The following is a 16609-nucleotide window of genomic DNA, read 5'->3' as shown; positions in this document are numbered from 1 at the left end:
AACGTGAGTCTCGTATTTAGACTGGTGGCCCAGCGCATTGCGCTGGGCATCCTCCTTCTGTTGGCCATTTCGGTCCTGATCTTCGCCGGCACCCAGATCCTGCCCGGCGACGTCGCGCAAGCCATCCTCGGACAATCGGCGACACCGGAGTCGCTCGCCAATCTGCGCGAGCAGCTCGGCCTCAACGATCCGGCCTATATCCGCTATTTCCACTGGCTGGGCGGCGTCTTGACCGGCGATCTCGGCACGGCCATGTCGAGCGGCCAGGATATTGCCACGTCGATCAAGGGGCGATTGTGGAACACGCTGTTCCTGGCCTTCTGGGCGGCGATCGTGGCCGTGCCGCTGGCGATCATCCTTGGGCTGATCGCGGTGCGCCATCGCAATGGCTGGGTCGACAAGCTGATCTCAGGCCTGGCGCTCGCCTCGACCTCGTTTCCCGAATTCTTCATCGGCTATGTGCTGGTCTATTTCTTCGCGGTGAAATGGCAGATCTTCCCCGCCATCTCCACCGTCTATGACGGCATGCCGTTCGGCGAGCGCATGCAGGCCATCGCGCTCCCGGGGACGGCACTAACGCTGGGGGTACTCGCCCACATGATGCGCATGACGCGCGCGGCAATCCTCAACGTCATGCAGTCGGTCTATGTCGAGACGGCGGAACTGAAAGGCCTGTCAGCGTTCAACGTCATCCGCAAGCACGCCTTCCCCAATGCCATTGCGCCGATCATCAACGTCGTCATGCTCAACCTCGCCTATCTGATCGTCGGCGTCGTCGTGGTCGAGGTGATCTTCGTCTATCCTGGCATGGGACAATATCTCGTCGATCACGTGACCAAGCGTGACGTGCCGGTGGTGCAGGCGGTCGGCCTGATCTTCGCCGCCGTCTACATCAGCTTGAACATCATTGCGGACATAGCGGCGATCATCGCCAATCCGCGTCTCAGACATCCGAAATAGGGGAGCGGGCATGCTCGACATAAAACGCATCCCCATTCCCGCGCTGATCGGCCTGATACTGACGGCGCTGTTCGTGCTGGCGGCGATCTTCGCGCCCTGGATCGCGCCGTATGGCAATGGCGAGATCGTCGGCGATGTCTGGGGACCGATGTCGGCGACACATTGGCTGGGCACCGACAATCTCGGCCGCGACCTTCTTTCGCGCATGATCTACGGCGCCCGCGTCACCCTGTTCATCGCGGTGCTGGCCACCGCCCTGTCCTTCTCGCTCGGCGCCATCCTTGGCTTCTCGGCAGCGGTCTTCGGCGGCTGGTTCGACACGCTTATGTCGCGCCTTGTCGATCTCCTGATGTCGATCCCGACGCTGATCATGGGCCTCGTCGTGCTCTCGGTGCTGCCAACCAATCTGGTGACGCTGATCCTGGTCATGGGCATTCTCGACTCGACCCGCGTCTACCGCCTGTCGCGGGCGGTCGCCGTCGACATCAACGTCATGGATTTCGTCGAGGCGGCCAAGCTGCGCGGCGAAGGCAGCATGTGGATCATCTTCCGCGAGATCCTGCCAAATGCGCTGTCGCCGCTGGTTTCGGAACTCGGCCTGCGCTTCATTTATGCGGTGCTGTTCCTGTCGACGCTGTCCTTCCTCGGGCTCGGCGTGCAGCCGCCTAGCGCCGACTGGGGCGGCATGGTCAAGGAAAACAAGGACGGCATCGTCTTCGGCATAGCGGCGGCGCTCATCCCTGCGGCGGCGATCGCGATGCTGGCGATCTCGGTCAACCTCGTCGCCGACTGGGTGCTCAACCGCACGACGAGTCTCAAGGGAGGACGCGGATGATGGCCGACAGCAAAGCGAAGCCCGGCCTGCTGCTCGACATCCGCAATCTGCGCATCGAGGCGACGGTCTATCCGCCCGGCGAGGCGCCGAAGACCATCACCCTTGTCCACGACGTCTCGCTGACTTTGGAGAAGGGCAAGGTGCTCGGCCTGATCGGCGAATCCGGCGCCGGCAAGTCGACCATCGGCCTGTCGTCGATGGGTTATGGCCGCGGCGGCGTGCGCATCACCGGCGGTGAAGTGATCCTCAACGGCCGCGACATCCTCAAGGGCGGTAAGGAAGGCTTTCGCAAGCTGCGCGGCCGCGAGGTCTGCTACGTCGCGCAATCGGCAGCCGCCGCCTTCAACCCGGCGCACAGGCTGATGGATCAGGTGGTGGAAGCCACGTTGCTGCATGGCACGGCGACGCGTGCCGAGGCGGAGAAACGCGCCGTCGCGCTGTTCAAGAAACTCGGCCTGCCCAACCCCGAAACCATCGGCCAGCGTTTCCCGCACCAGGTGTCGGGCGGCCAGCTGCAGCGCGTGATGACGGCGATGGCGCTGTGCTCCGAGCCCGATCTGATCGTCTTCGACGAGCCGACGACGGCGCTCGACGTAACGACGCAGATCGGCGTGCTGGCGGCGATCAAGGATGCCATCCGCGACACCCATGTCGCAGCGCTCTACATCACCCACGACCTTGCCGTCGTCGCCCAGGTGTCGAACGAGATCATGGTGCTGCGCCACGGCCGGGTGGTCGAATGGGGCGGCACCCGCCAGATCATCAAGGAACCGCGCCAGGAATACACCAATGCGCTGGTGTCGGTGCATGAGATCGAGCACCAGGAGCAGAAGCCCGGCGCCACGCCGTTACTATCGGTGAGAAACGTCACGGCCGCCTATGGCGGCGGCCACGTCAAGGTGCTGAAGAACGTCTCGGTCGATATCTTCCCGGGCCAGACGCTGGCGGTCGTCGGCGAGTCCGGCTCCGGCAAGTCGACGCTGGCGCGCGCCATCACCGGCCTCTTGCCGCCCGAACAAGGCACCGTCACCTTCGATGGACGACCGCTCGGCAACAAGCTTGCCGACCGGCCGAAGGAGGATCTGCGCCAGCTGCAGATGATCTACCAGATGGCCGACGTGGCGATGAACCCGCGCCAGACCGTCGGCACCATCATCGGCCGGCCGCTGGAGTTCTATTTCGGCATGAAGGGCCGCGAGCGCGACAAGCGCGTTGCCGAACTGCTCGACGAGATCGAGATGGGCAAGGGGTTCATCGACCGCTATCCGGCCGAGCTGTCGGGCGGCCAGAAGCAGCGCGTCTGCATCGCCCGTTCGCTCGCCGCCAAACCGAAGCTGATCATCTGCGATGAGGTCACATCCGCGCTCGACCTACTGGTGGCCAACGGCATCCTCAAGCTGCTGTTGAATTTGCAGCAGCATGAGAAGGTCGCATACCTCTTCATCACCCACGACTTTGCAACCGTGAAATCAATCGCCGATTCGATCGCGGTGATGTATCGCGGCGAGGTGGTGCGCTACGGCTCGAAGAGCAAAGTGCTGATGCCGCCCTTTGATCCTTATACCGACTTGTTGTTGTCGTCAGTGCCAGAGATGCGACCGGGTTGGTTGGATGAGATTCGCGACTCGGTAACAACCGACGTCGCGAAAATGGCGGAGATGTCGGATGAGCGGATACGTCTCGCATCAGGACGTTAGAGATGGCACCGAAAACGGTGAACATACCGCAGTGGCCACCAGCGCCGGCGCTGACCAGGAAATTTCGAGACCTCAGTGTTCACTCTCCAACTGCTTCTTGGATGAGCCGCAGGAGTGAGGCGCGGCCGCGGCGACGCAACGCCATCGGGAACAGTAATCGTTCCCGATGGCGCCGATCGCCACTACAGCCCGCTACCTAGCGTCTACGCCGCCTTTGCGCGCACCTCTTCCAAGGCTATCGCGATAGCCTCACTTAGCAATCCCGAGATTGTCTCGACATTTTCCGGAGTCGCGATCAGAGGTGGGCAAATTACGACGTGGTCCCCGACATGACCGTCAACGGTTCCACTCTGCGCATGTGTGATCAGACCCTTAGCTTGTGCGCTTTGATAGATTTTCGAGCTTAAGCCGAGCGTCGCCGGGAACGGAGCCTTCGTTTCCCTATTTTCGACGAGTTCCAACGTCATTAGCATACCTCGACCTCGTATGTCGCCGACATGCGGATGTTGAGCAAACCGGTCTTTAAGCTGAGCGGCTAGCACATTTCCTGTTGCCTTTACGTGGTCAAGAAAACCAGGAGCGCGCAGAATCTTTTGCACTGCTACCGCAGCCGCACATGCCGTGGCATGCCCGGAATAGGTATATCCGCCCTTGAAAGTTCCTGAGCCGCCTACAATGGCGTCGTAAATCTTCTGGTTCACCATGGTCGCGCCAATCGGCTGGTAGCCAGCTGCAATGCCTTTTGCAAAGGTCAGAAAGTCGGGAGCCACGCCATCCTGCTCGCAAGCATGGAGAGTACCGGTTCGGCCCAAGCCACAGAAAACCTCATCCAAGATGAGTAGGACACCATATTTGTCACAGATCTCACGAATACGCTTGAAGTAGCCCGGAACAGGCGGAGTCGCACCGCTTGTGGTGCCGGTCACAGTTTCTGCGACGAAAGCCATTACGCTTTCGGGCCCGAGCCCAAGAATTGCCTGCTCCAATTCATTGGCTGTGCGCAGACCGTATTGTTCTGGCGTCTCGCCTTCCAATCGGCCTCGGTACTCATAGCAAGGCGAAATGTGAAAGACGCTTGGGGAAATGTCTTCAAATGGTGTTCGACGTGCCACCTGGTATCCAACGCTTAGCCCCGTTAAGCCGGCTCCGTGGTAACTGCTCCGGCGTCCAATTACTTTTTTCCGCCTAGGATCGCCGACCTCCACAAAATATTGCCGAGCCATCATGATGGCTGTTTCCACCGCTTCTGATCCACTGTTCGTGAAAAAAACACGGGTTAGGCCTTCCGGAGCATCAGTCGTCAAAATGGATGCAAGTTCCTCGAGCGGTTCCGAGGTAAACATCCCGGCGTGGAAGAAAGCCATTTCACCGACTTGATGCCTAATGGCGTCAATTACCTCTTGTTGACTATGGCCGAGGCATGAGACGCAAGCGCCGCCGGCGTAGCCGTCAATGTATCGCTTGCCGTCTCGGTCGAATATGTACATGCCGTCACCTTTGACGGCGACAGGAAGATGCCGCTTAGGAATTCGGTGGAACACGCTGCTCATATCAGCTCTCCTTGATTGGTTCTTTCGAAACGGGGGCCGGATACTAAGATTTTAGGTCGAGAGGCGGATTGTTCGTCCGCCCTCAGCCGCTGACGTGTAGGCGGCTTCGACAAGCTCCAGCACGCCAGCTGCGTCCTGGAAATTTGCGATTGCGGGACTGCCTGCCTTCAAAGCGTCAAGCACATGTTCGACGAATTTGGAGTAACAGGGCTCGAGTTCGAAATCGGCAGCCACAAACTCATGCTCGACACCTGCGCTTGCGTCTTTGATGACATCGATGCCCTTATCAACGGACCGCAAGAACCGGTCGCTGGCCCGAATAGAGAACGAAAAGTTACGTTGCATGCCGGGGGCACTGGGGAATGTGTATCCACATTCGATTGTGCCGACAGCCCCGGAGTCGCTTTGAAGCGTGACGGCAATGAAATCTTCAATGGACAACTTGTTGATGTGTGATGTGGCAAAAGCCGATACCGCGACGATCCCGCTTTCACTTAAGGAGCGGAAAAGGTCGACCATATGAACACCAACGTTGATTAGTGGTCCGCCGCCGGCGATGTCGCGCTGCAGCATCCAAAGATTGCCCGCCTGCTTATAACGGCTTGGCGGTCCTGCAATGAACCGAAAGCTGGCGTGGTCGATTTTAACCGGTCCTCCACTGCGAATGACCCTCATCGTGTCACTCAAGCGGAAGATAAAAGGAACCGCTACAAATGCCTGCTTCTGGGCCGCCTTCTCGGCCAGCTGTCGAACATCAACAGATCTTATCCCACACGGCTTTTCGATCGCGAAGGGAATGTCGTGATCCAACAACAGATTAGCTGAAATAGGCATGTCGATGTGCCGGCCGAAGACAAATGCCAGATCGGGCCTCACCTGCGCGACAAGCTCCTCGCAACTTGCAAAGCACTTCGTCTTTAATTTTTGAGCGAGGGCGGGTCCGGTCGTTCCTGTGGGATCGGAAATGCCTACAAATTCGACGTCAGCTTTGAGCAGGGCGTCTAGGTAGAGCGGGACGTGCCAATGGGCCGTATCGATCAATGCAACTTTTATCAAGGGAGCGTCTCCTTTGCGGCAAGTCTCATAGTGAAAGTGCTTCGACTCCTTTTTCGGGGCGCAGGGCTGTGCCGGAGCTTGAGCCGCTCATACTGGTGCCAGGTGCGTCGCGGCACCGGGCCCCATCGAATCAGGGCCGAAGCCTACCCACGGAGGACGACGGTTTGCCTTTGCCGGCCGAGCCCACTGGCCCCCAACTCCACCACATCGCCCGGCTGTAAAAATACCGGGGGTTTCATTCCGAGTCCGACACCGTGGGGCGTACCGGTAGTAATGACGTCCCCCGGTTCAAGCGCCATGAACTGCGAGATGTATGAGATCAGATATTTGAATGGAAAGATCATTTTGGCGGTCGATCCTGACTGCCTCATGTCCCCATTAACCGTAAGCCAGAGATCCAGGCTTTGAGGGTCGGGAACCTCATCTGCGGTCACAAGCCAAGGCCCAAGGGGGCCAAAGCTCGGCGAGGATTTCCCTTTGATCCACTGTCCTGAACGATGGATCTGAAACTCGCGCTCGGAAACATCGTGGCAGACAAGATAGCCCGCCACAACCGACAACGCATCCTCTTCTGCCAGCTCAAAAGCATGCTCTCCAATGACAACGGCGATTTCCGCCTCCCAGTCCAACATGCGGGATTTTGGTGGCATCAGGACGTCATCGTTCGGTCCAACAATGCACGACGGCGCCTTGGAAAAGACTACAGGCTCCTCAGGAATCGGAGTGTTGGTTTCGATTGCGTGATCGGTGTAGTTCAGGCCGACCGCGATAAAGTGTCGAACGTCGGCCACTGGAGGTCCTAAGCGAACATTGCCGTCAATGGTGGGCAAAGACGAAGTATCTACGGACCGCAACATCTCCAGGCCAGTGCGAGAGAGCGTTTTTGCGCCAATATCTGGAATAACATCACCGAGGTCACGGATAGTTCCATTATTGTCCAGCAATCCCGGCCTTTCAGACCCAGCTGCTCCAAATCGCAATAGTTTCATGACTTTTCCTTATTACCCGGCCGCCGAATCGGTCTTCAACCGGGTGTACTCGAGCGAATAACGGCCAACCTGCGCCTGCCGTACCATTGGATGTTGGAGGACAGCCTGCACCGGTGCTTCCAGAGACTCCACGGTGCAAGCTTCCAAAAGCATGAACCAATTGGGCGGCGCATCAAAGTCCGTCCGCCCCTCACTCTCGGCAGTGCGCACCTCGGTAGCTTCTTCATCAGATTTGCATAAATGCGCACCGGTAATGAGTGGTGCCTGCATAACCTGGGATGCAAGCGATGAGAGCTCGCCGGCTACCTGCTCGTCGCTGACTGTTGCAGGATGGAAGCGCACTGTCGCAATGACGCCGCCAGGTCCAGGTCCCTCCGACGACAAAACCCGCGCCAAACCACGAGACGTATTGAGAAAATGCGATGCCGCGCGTTTTGTCCAAGGCGTCGGGGCATTCAGGCGCTTGGCATATTCCTCGCCTTTTATGACCTCGAATTGCTCAACTTCGTAGAGCGTAAAGAATTCAGGATGGGTGTCCGTATCAGTCGCCCGATAGCGTCGCCCCCTTAAAAACCCAGAGATGCCGGTTCTCTCCGGCATGTGCTCGTGTATGTGCCACTGATAGAAATCCTGGCGCCCGTCCTCGGATATTCCGTTCCAGATGGCAACCACGCCTTTGCCGCAGAGCATAAATCTCTCCTCAATTCTCAAAGCTGTTGCAATGCCACCGAGACTGGCAAGAACCCGTCAAACTCGGCTGCTATCTCATCACCGGGTCTTGCTGTGTGAAAACCTGTGTAGCTTCCCGTCGTCACAATCTCACCGGGCCTCAAGACGAGCCCTCTTTCACGAAGATCGTTTGCGAACAGGGTGAGGAGGCCAATAAGGTCTCCGTTTGGGTGCCCGCCCGAGCTTTGGCAGACGGTGGTTCCGTTAATGCCGAGGCGAGCCTGAAGGGTGTTGAATGCCACGTCTCTCCAGTTTTTGTTCATCGCACCAACGACCAGCGCGCCGTTCGAGAGCAAGTCCGCAATCATTGCGTTGCGAGGAGTCGAGAAAGCTGTCGTCCAGCGGCTGTCTACGATCTCGATTGCTGCGCAGGCCCCGTCGATTGCCTCGATAATTTGCTCTCTCCCAAAGCCAGCTTTACCCGGAACTGGCTCTCTCGCGAAACGAAATGCAATTTCGCATTCGACACCACCGAGGCCGTAAGTTGTTTGAGAAATGGACGCCGGACTATGAAGAAGGCGGCTCGTGATGATCGGGGCAGATATTAGGTCGCCATCGGGCAAGGCAGCGACCTTCCAACCCGCGATGGGGACCGACAGTGTGCTGACGACCTCATGTTGGATACTTAGAGCTTGAGCGCGGCTCAGAGCCTCAAGTGTGGATAAGTCGGCCCCGACGCGCTGACCACCTTGGTGGGCAGCGACGAGACTTTGTGCCAGTGCACTTGAGCTAAAGGACGTAGTGTTTGACATGGCATATCATCTGGAATGGCGTTTCATTATTGCCAATACGCTTTTCCATTGACGAGGTCAACCGGCGTCGGTCGTGCTTTCGCTGGTCGGCGACTAGAACGTTAGGGTGCCAAATTATGGGTGGCCAGGAGCGCGGGGTCGGATCCAGCGGACCCTTGCAGGCCTCGGCCGGGCCAGGGGCGGATCGACAAAAGAAGGCGGAACATCACTGCCCCCGCCTAATTGACTGCGGTGCCCCCATTATGCAGCCGGAAGCCACCCCTTGCGGTCCAATTCCTTGCCTGCCTGAACAACCGCGTCTGCTTTTGTTGCTCGCTAGGAAAAGCCAATCCACTTAGTGTCCGAAAATTGTAGCATACTTCGGACTGCATCGATCTTGGCTACGTCCGAAACTTGTCGCACATTTCGGACATTGACCACGGTCGAAGCCGATAGCGACCTTCGCTCGCGCCTACTTGCACGGATCGAGTCCAAGCCCGATGCGGTCTGGACCCCGGGCGACTTTGCCGATCTCGGCGCGTGCGGCAGTGCACAAAACTCTGCGGCGTCTGGCTGCAGCCCAAGAGCTGCGCCGGATCGACCGTGGCCTACTCTACGACCGGCCGCGTACGAACAGTCTGACCGGGCGAGCCACCGTGCCGGACTATCGCGCCGTCATCCGTGCCATGACCCGCCGCGATAACGCGCGCGTCGTCATCTACGGCATGACGGCCGCCAACGACCTTGGCCTCACGACCGCCGTGCCCGCTAGGATCGAAGTGCTGGTCGATGCGCGCTTGAAGCCGATCAACCTCGGCAGCCAGGAAATCCGTTCAATACGCGGCGCCCAGCCGGCTCTATTGGGCGGATCGGCCAGGGATGCGGGGCGTCCACGCCTTGCACTTGGATGCAGGACAGCTGACCCAAGAGAGCGAACGAAAGCGGGTCCAGACGACGTTGCGCCACCTGCTTGCAGACCCCAAGCACGACGTGTCGATCCGCGAGGATCTGAGCGCCGGTCTCTCCACTGTGCCGATCTGGATGCAGGAGTTCCTACGCGAACTCCTCAGCCTGGGCGCTCGGCACGAGGGCAAGCCATGAGCAACGACGCCTACCGCCAAATCATCGCAGCCGCCACGTGACCGGCTCGACCTGTTCCTCGCCACGGCCAACCGCGTTGGTGCTCCGGTCGGTAATGTCGAAAAGGACTTCTGGGTCTGCTGGACGCTAAATGCGCTCTATCACGAACGGCCCGCGTGAGAACCGCGCCTGCTTTTCAAGCTTTGGACCAAGAAACCGCTTCCAAATTGATCAGCGCCTTGTCGTGTTCTGTCTTGAGGTTCCGAACGGTCTCATCGGCGTCGCCCATGAGCAGCGAGGTGTTGTCACACGGGGCCCAAGTTGGGCTTGCGCGTGACCACGAATTTTTGGGCAGCGGCAGAGCCGTATATCGCTGCTTGACGACGCTTGACCCGATCCATGTCCGAAATTTGCCTGCAAATTTCGGACATGGTCGCCGGCGCTGCCGCTATCGCGATGCGCGCTACGGTAAAGCGGGAAGCGTCCGCATAGCCCAGCGGCCGTACCGTCGGCAACGCCGAACTATTCCTCCATATCGACTCCGACATTCTCGTGGCCGCCAGCCAGCTCTGGCATGATTTCGCCAGCCAGCAGCTTCTCTTTGCTCAGCAGGCCGGCATCCTCGAGCGCCTCGAAATCCGGCAAGTCTCGCACGGTGTCGAGGCCGAACTCCAGCAGGAACGCTTTCGTCGTAACATAGGTGTAGGGAGCGCCAGCTGTCGGGCTGCGGGGGCCGGAGGCGATGAAGCCGCCGCCACGCAAATTGCCGATCAGGTCGCGGCTGATTTCCTTGCCAAAGAAGGACGACAGCTCGGTACGGGTGATTGGCTGGAAATAGGCGATGCACATCAGCACCAGCACCTCCGACTGCGAGAGGTTTTTTTGCTCCTGCTCGTTCGTGCCTAACGCCGCGCGAATAGAATCGCCGTAGGCCGGCCGTGTCAGATGCCGAAAACCGCCGGCGACCGCGACCAGGTCATACGGGCGGCCACGCAGTTCCTCGCGGATGTCATCAATGATCAGATCGAGATTGCAGCTCTTGCCGACGATGCGCGCAAGAGCCTCACGCGACACAGGTTCGCTGGCGGCAAAAATGGTCGCCTCGACGCGATGCATCCACTCGCGCCAACGAACCTCAGGCGGCAGGTGATCGAGCTCCCGATCAAACAGCTGGTCAGCTGATCGACGGTCACCTGACCGGCTAGCCCGTCGCCTGCGTGCTGCCTCCGCCATGGCCTTCACAGCCCGTAGATACGGAAGGTTGGGCGGCCGGACAATTCGCGCACGGCCCCGAGCTCGAGGAGGCGGTCGAACAGCCGGCGCAACCCGCGATCGCTCATGCCGGCGATCTCTTGCGAGGCGATGACCCCCTCGTCGGAAAGCAATTTCTCGACGACGGCATCCGACCCTTTCGCCCGCAGCCTCGGCGCGACTGCCAGCAGGTGATCGGCGCGGCGGCTGAGCTCGGCTGCAAGATCCACCGCCTGCAGCGCAGCCCGCGCATAGGCGGCAAAAATGCGTTGGCGGGATGTCGGCTGCGCTTGCCGTTGGTCCGCTGGCGACAATCGATCGCTGGCTGTTGGCGGTGGAGGGTAGGCGCCGAGCAAAGGGACCGCGCGCGGCCACCCGAGCCGACCGGCGACAATGGCGTCGGCCAGCCATGGCCCAAGGTCGCGCGCGGCGCGCTGACCATGGCGCTCGAGCATCGCGATGACGTCGGCGGCCGCGCCGGCCGCATTCCCGTGCGCAGCAGCAATCCCCTTGATCTCCTCGCCGAGACGCCCTGCCGCCTCCTCGTCGATCATACTCCCCAGATCCGCGCCCACCTCGCCCAAGACCGCCTCGCCAGCCAAAGTCTCAACCGGACGCGAGGCCAACTTGCGCCAGACCAGCAGCATGCGGCCGCCCGGTCCGACGTCGTCGCCGGGACGGGTGAGCAGCAGCGCGTCGCGCAGCGCCGCTGCGTCCTCGACCCGGCCGGCCCGTTTCGCCGCCGCCGCAGCGGCCGTGAGTGCCAGGCGCTGCCGCCAGGCGCCGGCCCCTTTTTCTTCCCGGCGCACGACCGCATCGAGGGTGGTCAGCGCCGCGGCCGCCGTAAACGCGGCATCTTCAAGCGATTGCGGACCGGCCGCCGCGGCGCGCAGCCAGGTCGGCACCGGAGCGGCCGGCGCAACCGGGCCTGAGCTCGCGGTGGCCAGTGGGGCATAGTGGATCAATTTCGGGCGGAGAATCATCCCTGAGAGCATGAATCAGCGCGGCGCTTATCGCAACGTTTTTTCGATAAAACCGCCGCGCCTGTCGTGGACAAATAACGAACGATAATGTTGCATTATCGTTCGTTCTGGTATCTACAGGAGAAATGGCTTTGTCGGTCATCCTAGATCGGTGGAAAAGCCCGGGAACGCGCGGTTTGGGCGTCTGTCTCATCCTTAATCCGGTGGATTCTCTGCCTGGTTCGGCGGACGGATCGGCCCACATGAGTGGATTTGGGCGCTGTCGAAGGCGCGGAATTTGTGAGACTCAAGCGGCTGGGCGGCAATCTCGCGCATGATTATGAGATCCCGGGAGCACAATTATGAGACTGGGTGAATCGGAATTGCGAGACTGAGCACCTCTTTTGGGCCCCGAGCTGCGTTTGAGACTTTTCGGGGCGATGCAGTTGACGGAGGCGAAAGAGGCTTTCGACCGCGCTTTGGTTCATCGCCATGCTCTTTCCGGTGCGGCAGCTATCGCATCATGTCGCCAAGGGCAGCCTGCAGCGGTGGCGATCGCTCCAAAGTGGCCGCAATCCTGTCCCGCCAGCGCTTGCCGCGCGCCAGGGCGTCCTCGAAAGCCTCGCGCAGGTCGTCCGGCCTATCCGTAGCAAGCACATCGATCAGGAATTCGGCCTGCAGCCGGTCCTTGATTGATTTTAGGCTGTCTGGCCCATCGCGGCGGCGGTCGGCCACGATGAGCTTATGGATTGCGAAGCGTTCCGGCCGCGGAATTTGCACGAGCACGCCGTCGCGATAGGTAACGGCTGCCAGCATTGGCTCTGCCAGGAGATAGTTGAGATGATGCAGCGATTGGGCGTGGACGCCGAGCGCCGGCAGTGGACGCAGGCCCTCTTCCTCGGCGAAAGACGGCGTCAGGAATTCGACGAGTGTCTCGCTCCGCGTTTGTTTCCAGCGCCAGGTCTTACCGGGGTCCAGCGTCGGCGCCGGTTCGAACGAGAAATCCTTGAGAACCCTTTCGAGCGGCGCCGACACGCTGTCGTCCAGGGCGATCGAGAGTCGCTCGAAGCTGGCGATGTCGACGTCGTTCGTTTGGGCAGTCTGGTCAAGGGTGAAGCGAATGCCGAGCTCGCCCTCGTAGAGGCGGAACGCCTGAGTTCCCACGACCGTCCCGCCGAGGCGGAAAACGCCGGCAGATGCGAATGCATGCAGAAGGCTGCCGGTCGCGGCATCGACGCCAAGAAACCCTTCCGCGCGCAGCAGGCGGACCCGCCGGGCGCGATTGCGTCGGCGATTGTCGCGGTCGTCGCGCAGTGCTTCGATGCGTTGCATCCGAAGGCGGAGTTCCTCGCTATCTTCCCCGATATAGGTCTTCTTGACATCCGAACCGACGCGGTAGGTATCGTACCAGTAGACGCGGCCTTTGCGGTCGATTCGCGTCGGCGTTCCGCGGATCCCCGCCGCGACTTCGTCGCGCAGGGACGACAGCAGATCGTGGTAGGCCGAATGGGCGAGCGGTGAATGGCGCGTGATCATGATGCTCAACGAAATATGTTGTTGTTGAACATAGCCCATGTTCAACAAAAATGAAAGCCGTTGAACATCATGCCGCCGCGGTTAGGGCAAACTTCGGCGGTCGAGGGGGCATTCCCGCTAATCGTCCCTGACATGGTATGTTGCGAATCGTAGTTGAGGATCCGCGCGATTGCCCGAACAAGATGACCTGCCTGATATCGTGGAGATCGTCCACGCCATGGGCCGAGATGCCGCTGAAGGGTCAAATGCGCGGTTGACGGCCGCCAGGAATCATCCCTCCCCTGCCCTGCCGGAGCCAAATCCTGTCGACCGGCAGCGCTTGCCCGGCCACCTCGAACACCTTGCCGATCGCGCCCGCGACTATGTCGAGGCGGCGAGTTCCGCCAACACCCGCCGCGCCTATGGCTCGGACTGGAAGCATTTTGCCGGCTGGTGCCGGCGCCAGGGCGTCGAGATGTTTCCGTCTGATCCTCAGGTCGTCGGCCTCTACATCACCGCTTGCGCCTCCGGCAAGGCGACCGGCGACAAGAAGCCAAACTCGGTGTCGACGATCGAACGCCGGCTTTCCTCGCTGACCTGGAACTATGCGCAGCGCGGCCAGCCGCTCGACCGTAAGGACCGGCAGATCGCCACCGTCATGGCCGGTATCCGCAACACCCACGCCTTCCCTCCCCGGCAGAAGGAAGCAATCCTGCCCGAAGACCTGATTGCCATGCTGGAGACGCTCAACCGCGGAACCCTGCGCGGCCTGCGCGACCGTGCCATGCTTCTCCTCGGGTTTGCCGGCGGGCTGCGTCGCTCCGAAATCGTTGGCCTTGATGTTGCGCGAGATCAAACCGAAGACGGTCGCGGCTGGATTGAATTTTTCCCGGACAAGGGCGTGCTGGTTGCGTTGCGGGGCAAGACCGGCTGGCGCGAGGTCGAGATCGGCCGCGGTTCGTCCGACGCGACTTGCCCGATTGTGGCCCTTGAGACCTGGCTGAAGCTGGCCCGCATCGGGCACGGCCCGCTGTTTCGACGCGTCACCGGCCAAGGCAAGGCTGTTGGCGCCGAGCGATTGAACGACCAGGAGGTGGCGCGCCTGGTCAAGCGGGCGGCGCTTGCTGCCGGCGTGCGCGGTGACCTGTCGGAAGGCGAACGCGGCCAGAAGTTTTCCGGCCATTCGCTGCGCGCTGGCCTCGCCTCCTCGGCCGAGGTTGACGAGCGCTACGTGCAGAAGCAGCTCGGCCATGCTTCCGCGGAAATGACCCGTCGCTATCAGCGGCGGCGCGACCGGTTTCGGATCAACCTCACCAAAGCAAGCGGGCTGTAAACGCCCCTTTGGAGGGAGCCCGCCCCTACCAAGGCCAATAACCTCCGTTTGCGCGATCGCCTTGCTGCAATCCATTCATGTCGATAGATTGCGGTTCTATCGACATGATTTTGGAATATGTCGATGCCGGCGACATATCAATCCCGACATGTCGATCGAAAAGGGAACCATCGGCATGACGTTTCAGGCTGACAGGCCTTACAATCACCTCCCTCCCCTTCCCCCAAAGGAGGATGTTGAAACGAAGGTGGTGCTCAAGGCCTGCATAGCGGCGCACGCCGCCCTGGCGGAACTTAGGGTATCGGGTCAGCTTATCCCGAACCAAGCAGTCCTGATCAACTCTATTCCGCTCCTCGAAGCCCAGGCAAGTTCCGAAATAGAGAACATCGTCACGACGACGGACCGCTTGTTCCGCTTCGCCAATGAAGCCGGAAATCTCGCTGATGCTGCCACGAAGGAGGCGCTGCGCTACCGCACCGCGCTCAATCAGGGCTTCCGAACTCTGCAAGAGCGTCCTGTGACGACATCAACGGCAGTCGCGGTGTGCCGCACGATCAAGGGCGTCGAACTCGACATTCGGTCGACGCCCGGCACTGCCCTGGTCAACCAGGCGACAGGTGCGGTTGTCTACACCCCGCCCGAGGGACAGAATCTCCTGCGCGACAAGCTGGCGAACTGGGAGCGCTACATCCATGAGGCCGAGGACATCGATCCGTTGATCCGCCTCGCCGTGATGCACTACCAATTCGAGGCCATCCATCCATTTGTCGACGGCAATGGCAGAACCGGCCGCGTGCTGAACCTGCTCTATCTGGTTGACAAGGCCCCCTAGACATCCCGGTGCTCTATCTAAGCCGCTATATCATCCGAAACAAAGGAGCCTACTACGATCGCCTTCTCGCCGTGACGACGGAGGGCGCGTGGGAAAGTTGGATCCTCTACATGCTCGCCGCGGTAACGGAGACTGCTGGCTGGTCAACTGCCCGTATACACGCGATCCGCGACCTGCTCGACCAGACCGCCGAGCGCTTGCGCCGAGACCTCCCGAAAATCTACTCCCGAGAGCTTGCCGAGATAATCTTCGTCAATCCGTACTGCCGGATCGGCGACCTGGTTTCATCCGGCATAGCGAAACGACAGGCGGCATCGGTCTATCTGAAGGCCCTCGTCGACAATGGCCTGTTGCAAGAAGTCAAGGCTGGTCGCGAGAACCTCTATATCAATCCGGCCTTGCTGGCGCTTCTGACCGAGCGCGAGCCGGCGCAAGGCGGCCGGTGAAGCCCTCACCTGCCTACCGGCACTAAACCGCCCGGCCGTGCATCTCGCCCTCATCCGAAGAGGACCGTTTCATTGCCCTGGTTTCCGGCATATCTGAATCGTGCCTGGACTTTTTCGTTAGCTATATTGACGCCAAAATTGTTCATTCGAGGTCAACGTTGGCCAATGGCTAGGCGGGATCCTCGCCGGTCGCCTCCCCTTTTCGGGCGCGCTCCTGCAAGAGTTGGCATGCCGACACCCGCCATTCGTGCCCCACTTAGGTTACCCACAGTTTCATCCGGTCACCCTACCAGCACGGTTCGGGCTTGAGCGGCTACTGCAGCACCTGCAAACCGTGCTTTTCAACCACCGACAGAAGCTTCTGCGCCAGCCCGCTCGGCCGCTTGGCGCCGGTCTCCCACTTCTGCACCGTCGATTGCGACGTGTTGAGATAGCGCGCGAACACCGGCTGGCTGACGTGATTGCGCTCGCGCAACGCCTTGATCTTCTTGGCGTCGAATATCGTCGGCCAGGACAGGCAGGCTTCGTCGAAGGAGCGCAGGATCTGCTTGTCGACCGTGCCGGCGCGCACCATGCCTTCCACCGCGCTGTGGACCGCCTCGAAGGCGTCGCTCTTGAATTTTCGTCTAATCGTCACCGCCTA

The 16609-nt window shown here is 60.5% G+C and carries 16 protein-coding genes and 1 pseudogene; 8 read left to right on the top strand and 9 right to left on the bottom strand.

The window, feature by feature from the left end:
* Window positions 1-3 precede the first annotated feature (3 nt).
* Genes NKH36_RS26610 through NKH36_RS26600 form a run of 3 tightly spaced genes read left to right on the top strand, consistent with a single transcriptional unit; the run spans window position 4 to window position 3492 of the window.
* A complete protein-coding gene (locus NKH36_RS26610) occupies window positions 4-960 on the top strand; it encodes an ABC transporter permease (protein ID WP_352965151.1) in 957 nt (318 codons plus the stop codon).
* Window positions 961-970: 10 nt separating this feature from the next.
* Window positions 971-1795: an ABC transporter permease gene (locus NKH36_RS26605; protein WP_352965149.1), complete on the top strand. Its 825-nt coding sequence runs from the start codon at window positions 971-973 to the stop codon at window positions 1793-1795.
* Window positions 1795-3492, top strand: coding sequence for an ABC transporter ATP-binding protein (locus tag NKH36_RS26600; RefSeq protein WP_352965147.1), 1698 nt, complete (start codon window positions 1795-1797; stop codon window positions 3490-3492). The genes NKH36_RS26605 and NKH36_RS26600 overlap by 1 nt, the downstream gene beginning before the upstream one ends.
* 203 nt (window positions 3493-3695) lie before the next feature.
* On the opposite strand, the gene NKH36_RS26595 is transcribed toward NKH36_RS26600, so the two are convergent.
* From NKH36_RS26595 to NKH36_RS26575, 5 genes are all read right to left on the bottom strand, one after another.
* Window positions 3696-5042, bottom strand: a complete 1347-nt coding sequence (locus tag NKH36_RS26595) for an aspartate aminotransferase family protein (protein WP_352965146.1) — start codon at window positions 5040-5042, stop codon at window positions 3696-3698.
* A 51-nt stretch (window positions 5043-5093) separates the two neighbouring features.
* Complete coding sequence (locus NKH36_RS26590; RefSeq protein WP_352965144.1) at window positions 5094-6098, bottom strand: Gfo/Idh/MocA family protein; 1005 nt, start codon at window positions 6096-6098, stop codon at window positions 5094-5096.
* 143 nt (window positions 6099-6241) lie between these two features.
* Window positions 6242-7087, bottom strand: coding sequence for a fumarylacetoacetate hydrolase family protein (locus NKH36_RS26585; protein ID WP_352965142.1), 846 nt, complete (start codon window positions 7085-7087; stop codon window positions 6242-6244).
* A 12-nt stretch (window positions 7088-7099) separates the two neighbouring features.
* The gene (locus tag NKH36_RS26580; protein WP_352965140.1) at window positions 7100-7777 is read right to left on the bottom strand and encodes a hypothetical protein; all 678 of its coding nucleotides are present in this window, start codon (window positions 7775-7777) and stop codon (window positions 7100-7102) included.
* A gap of 17 nt (window positions 7778-7794) precedes the next feature.
* A complete protein-coding gene (locus NKH36_RS26575; protein WP_352965138.1) occupies window positions 7795-8568 on the bottom strand; it encodes a 2-keto-4-pentenoate hydratase in 774 nt (257 codons plus the stop codon).
* 479 nt (window positions 8569-9047) lie between these two features.
* Between NKH36_RS26575 and NKH36_RS26570 the strand changes: the two are divergent.
* Together NKH36_RS26570 and NKH36_RS26565 are read left to right on the top strand one after the other, a co-directional pair.
* A pseudogene (locus NKH36_RS26570) lies at window positions 9048-9320 on the top strand (DUF6088 family protein); the annotation flags it as partial.
* A gap of 124 nt (window positions 9321-9444) precedes the next feature.
* Window positions 9445-9648 (top strand): hypothetical protein, encoded by a 204-nt coding sequence (locus NKH36_RS26565; protein ID WP_352965192.1) that lies wholly within the window; start codon window positions 9445-9447, stop codon window positions 9646-9648.
* Window positions 9649-10149: 501 nt separating this feature from the next.
* On the opposite strand, the gene scpB is transcribed toward NKH36_RS26565, so the two are convergent.
* The 3 genes from scpB to NKH36_RS26550 form a co-directional block, all read right to left on the bottom strand.
* Entirely contained in the window at window positions 10150-10860 is a 711-nt protein-coding gene (gene scpB / locus NKH36_RS26560) for an SMC-Scp complex subunit ScpB (protein ID WP_352965136.1), read from the bottom strand.
* Window positions 10861-10865: 5 nt separating this feature from the next.
* Window positions 10866-11783, bottom strand: a complete 918-nt coding sequence (locus NKH36_RS26555) for a DUF1403 family protein (RefSeq protein ID WP_352965134.1) — start codon at window positions 11781-11783, stop codon at window positions 10866-10868.
* Between the two features lie 570 nt (window positions 11784-12353).
* Window positions 12354-13376, bottom strand: coding sequence for a nucleotidyltransferase family protein (locus NKH36_RS26550; protein ID WP_352965189.1), 1023 nt, complete (start codon window positions 13374-13376; stop codon window positions 12354-12356).
* 217 nt (window positions 13377-13593) lie between these two features.
* Here NKH36_RS26550 and NKH36_RS26545 point away from each other — a divergent pair, with 217 nt between their 5' ends.
* The 3 genes from NKH36_RS26545 (at window position 13594) to NKH36_RS26535 (ending at window position 15966) form a co-directional block, all read left to right on the top strand.
* Window positions 13594-14688, top strand: a complete 1095-nt coding sequence (locus tag NKH36_RS26545; protein WP_352965187.1) for a site-specific integrase — start codon at window positions 13594-13596, stop codon at window positions 14686-14688.
* Between the two features lie 148 nt (window positions 14689-14836).
* Window positions 14837-15520 carry a Fic family protein gene (locus NKH36_RS26540; RefSeq protein WP_352965132.1) on the top strand — a complete coding sequence of 228 codons (684 nt, stop codon included), beginning with the start codon at window positions 14837-14839 and terminating at the stop codon, window positions 15518-15520.
* 8 nt (window positions 15521-15528) lie between these two features.
* Window positions 15529-15966: a Fic family protein gene (locus NKH36_RS26535; protein ID WP_352965131.1), complete on the top strand. Its 438-nt coding sequence runs from the start codon at window positions 15529-15531 to the stop codon at window positions 15964-15966.
* Between the two features lie 313 nt (window positions 15967-16279).
* Here NKH36_RS26535 and NKH36_RS26530 read toward each other — a convergent pair whose 3' ends face one another.
* Window positions 16280-16603, bottom strand: a complete 324-nt coding sequence (locus NKH36_RS26530; RefSeq protein WP_352965129.1) for a helix-turn-helix domain-containing protein — start codon at window positions 16601-16603, stop codon at window positions 16280-16282.
* Between the last annotated feature and the right edge of the window lie 6 nt (window positions 16604-16609).

It is taken from the genome of Mesorhizobium sp. M1312, assembly GCF_040318115.1.
GTDB lineage: Bacteria > Pseudomonadota > Alphaproteobacteria > Rhizobiales > Rhizobiaceae > Mesorhizobium.
This window is presented reverse-complemented; position numbering and strand designations above follow the sequence as displayed.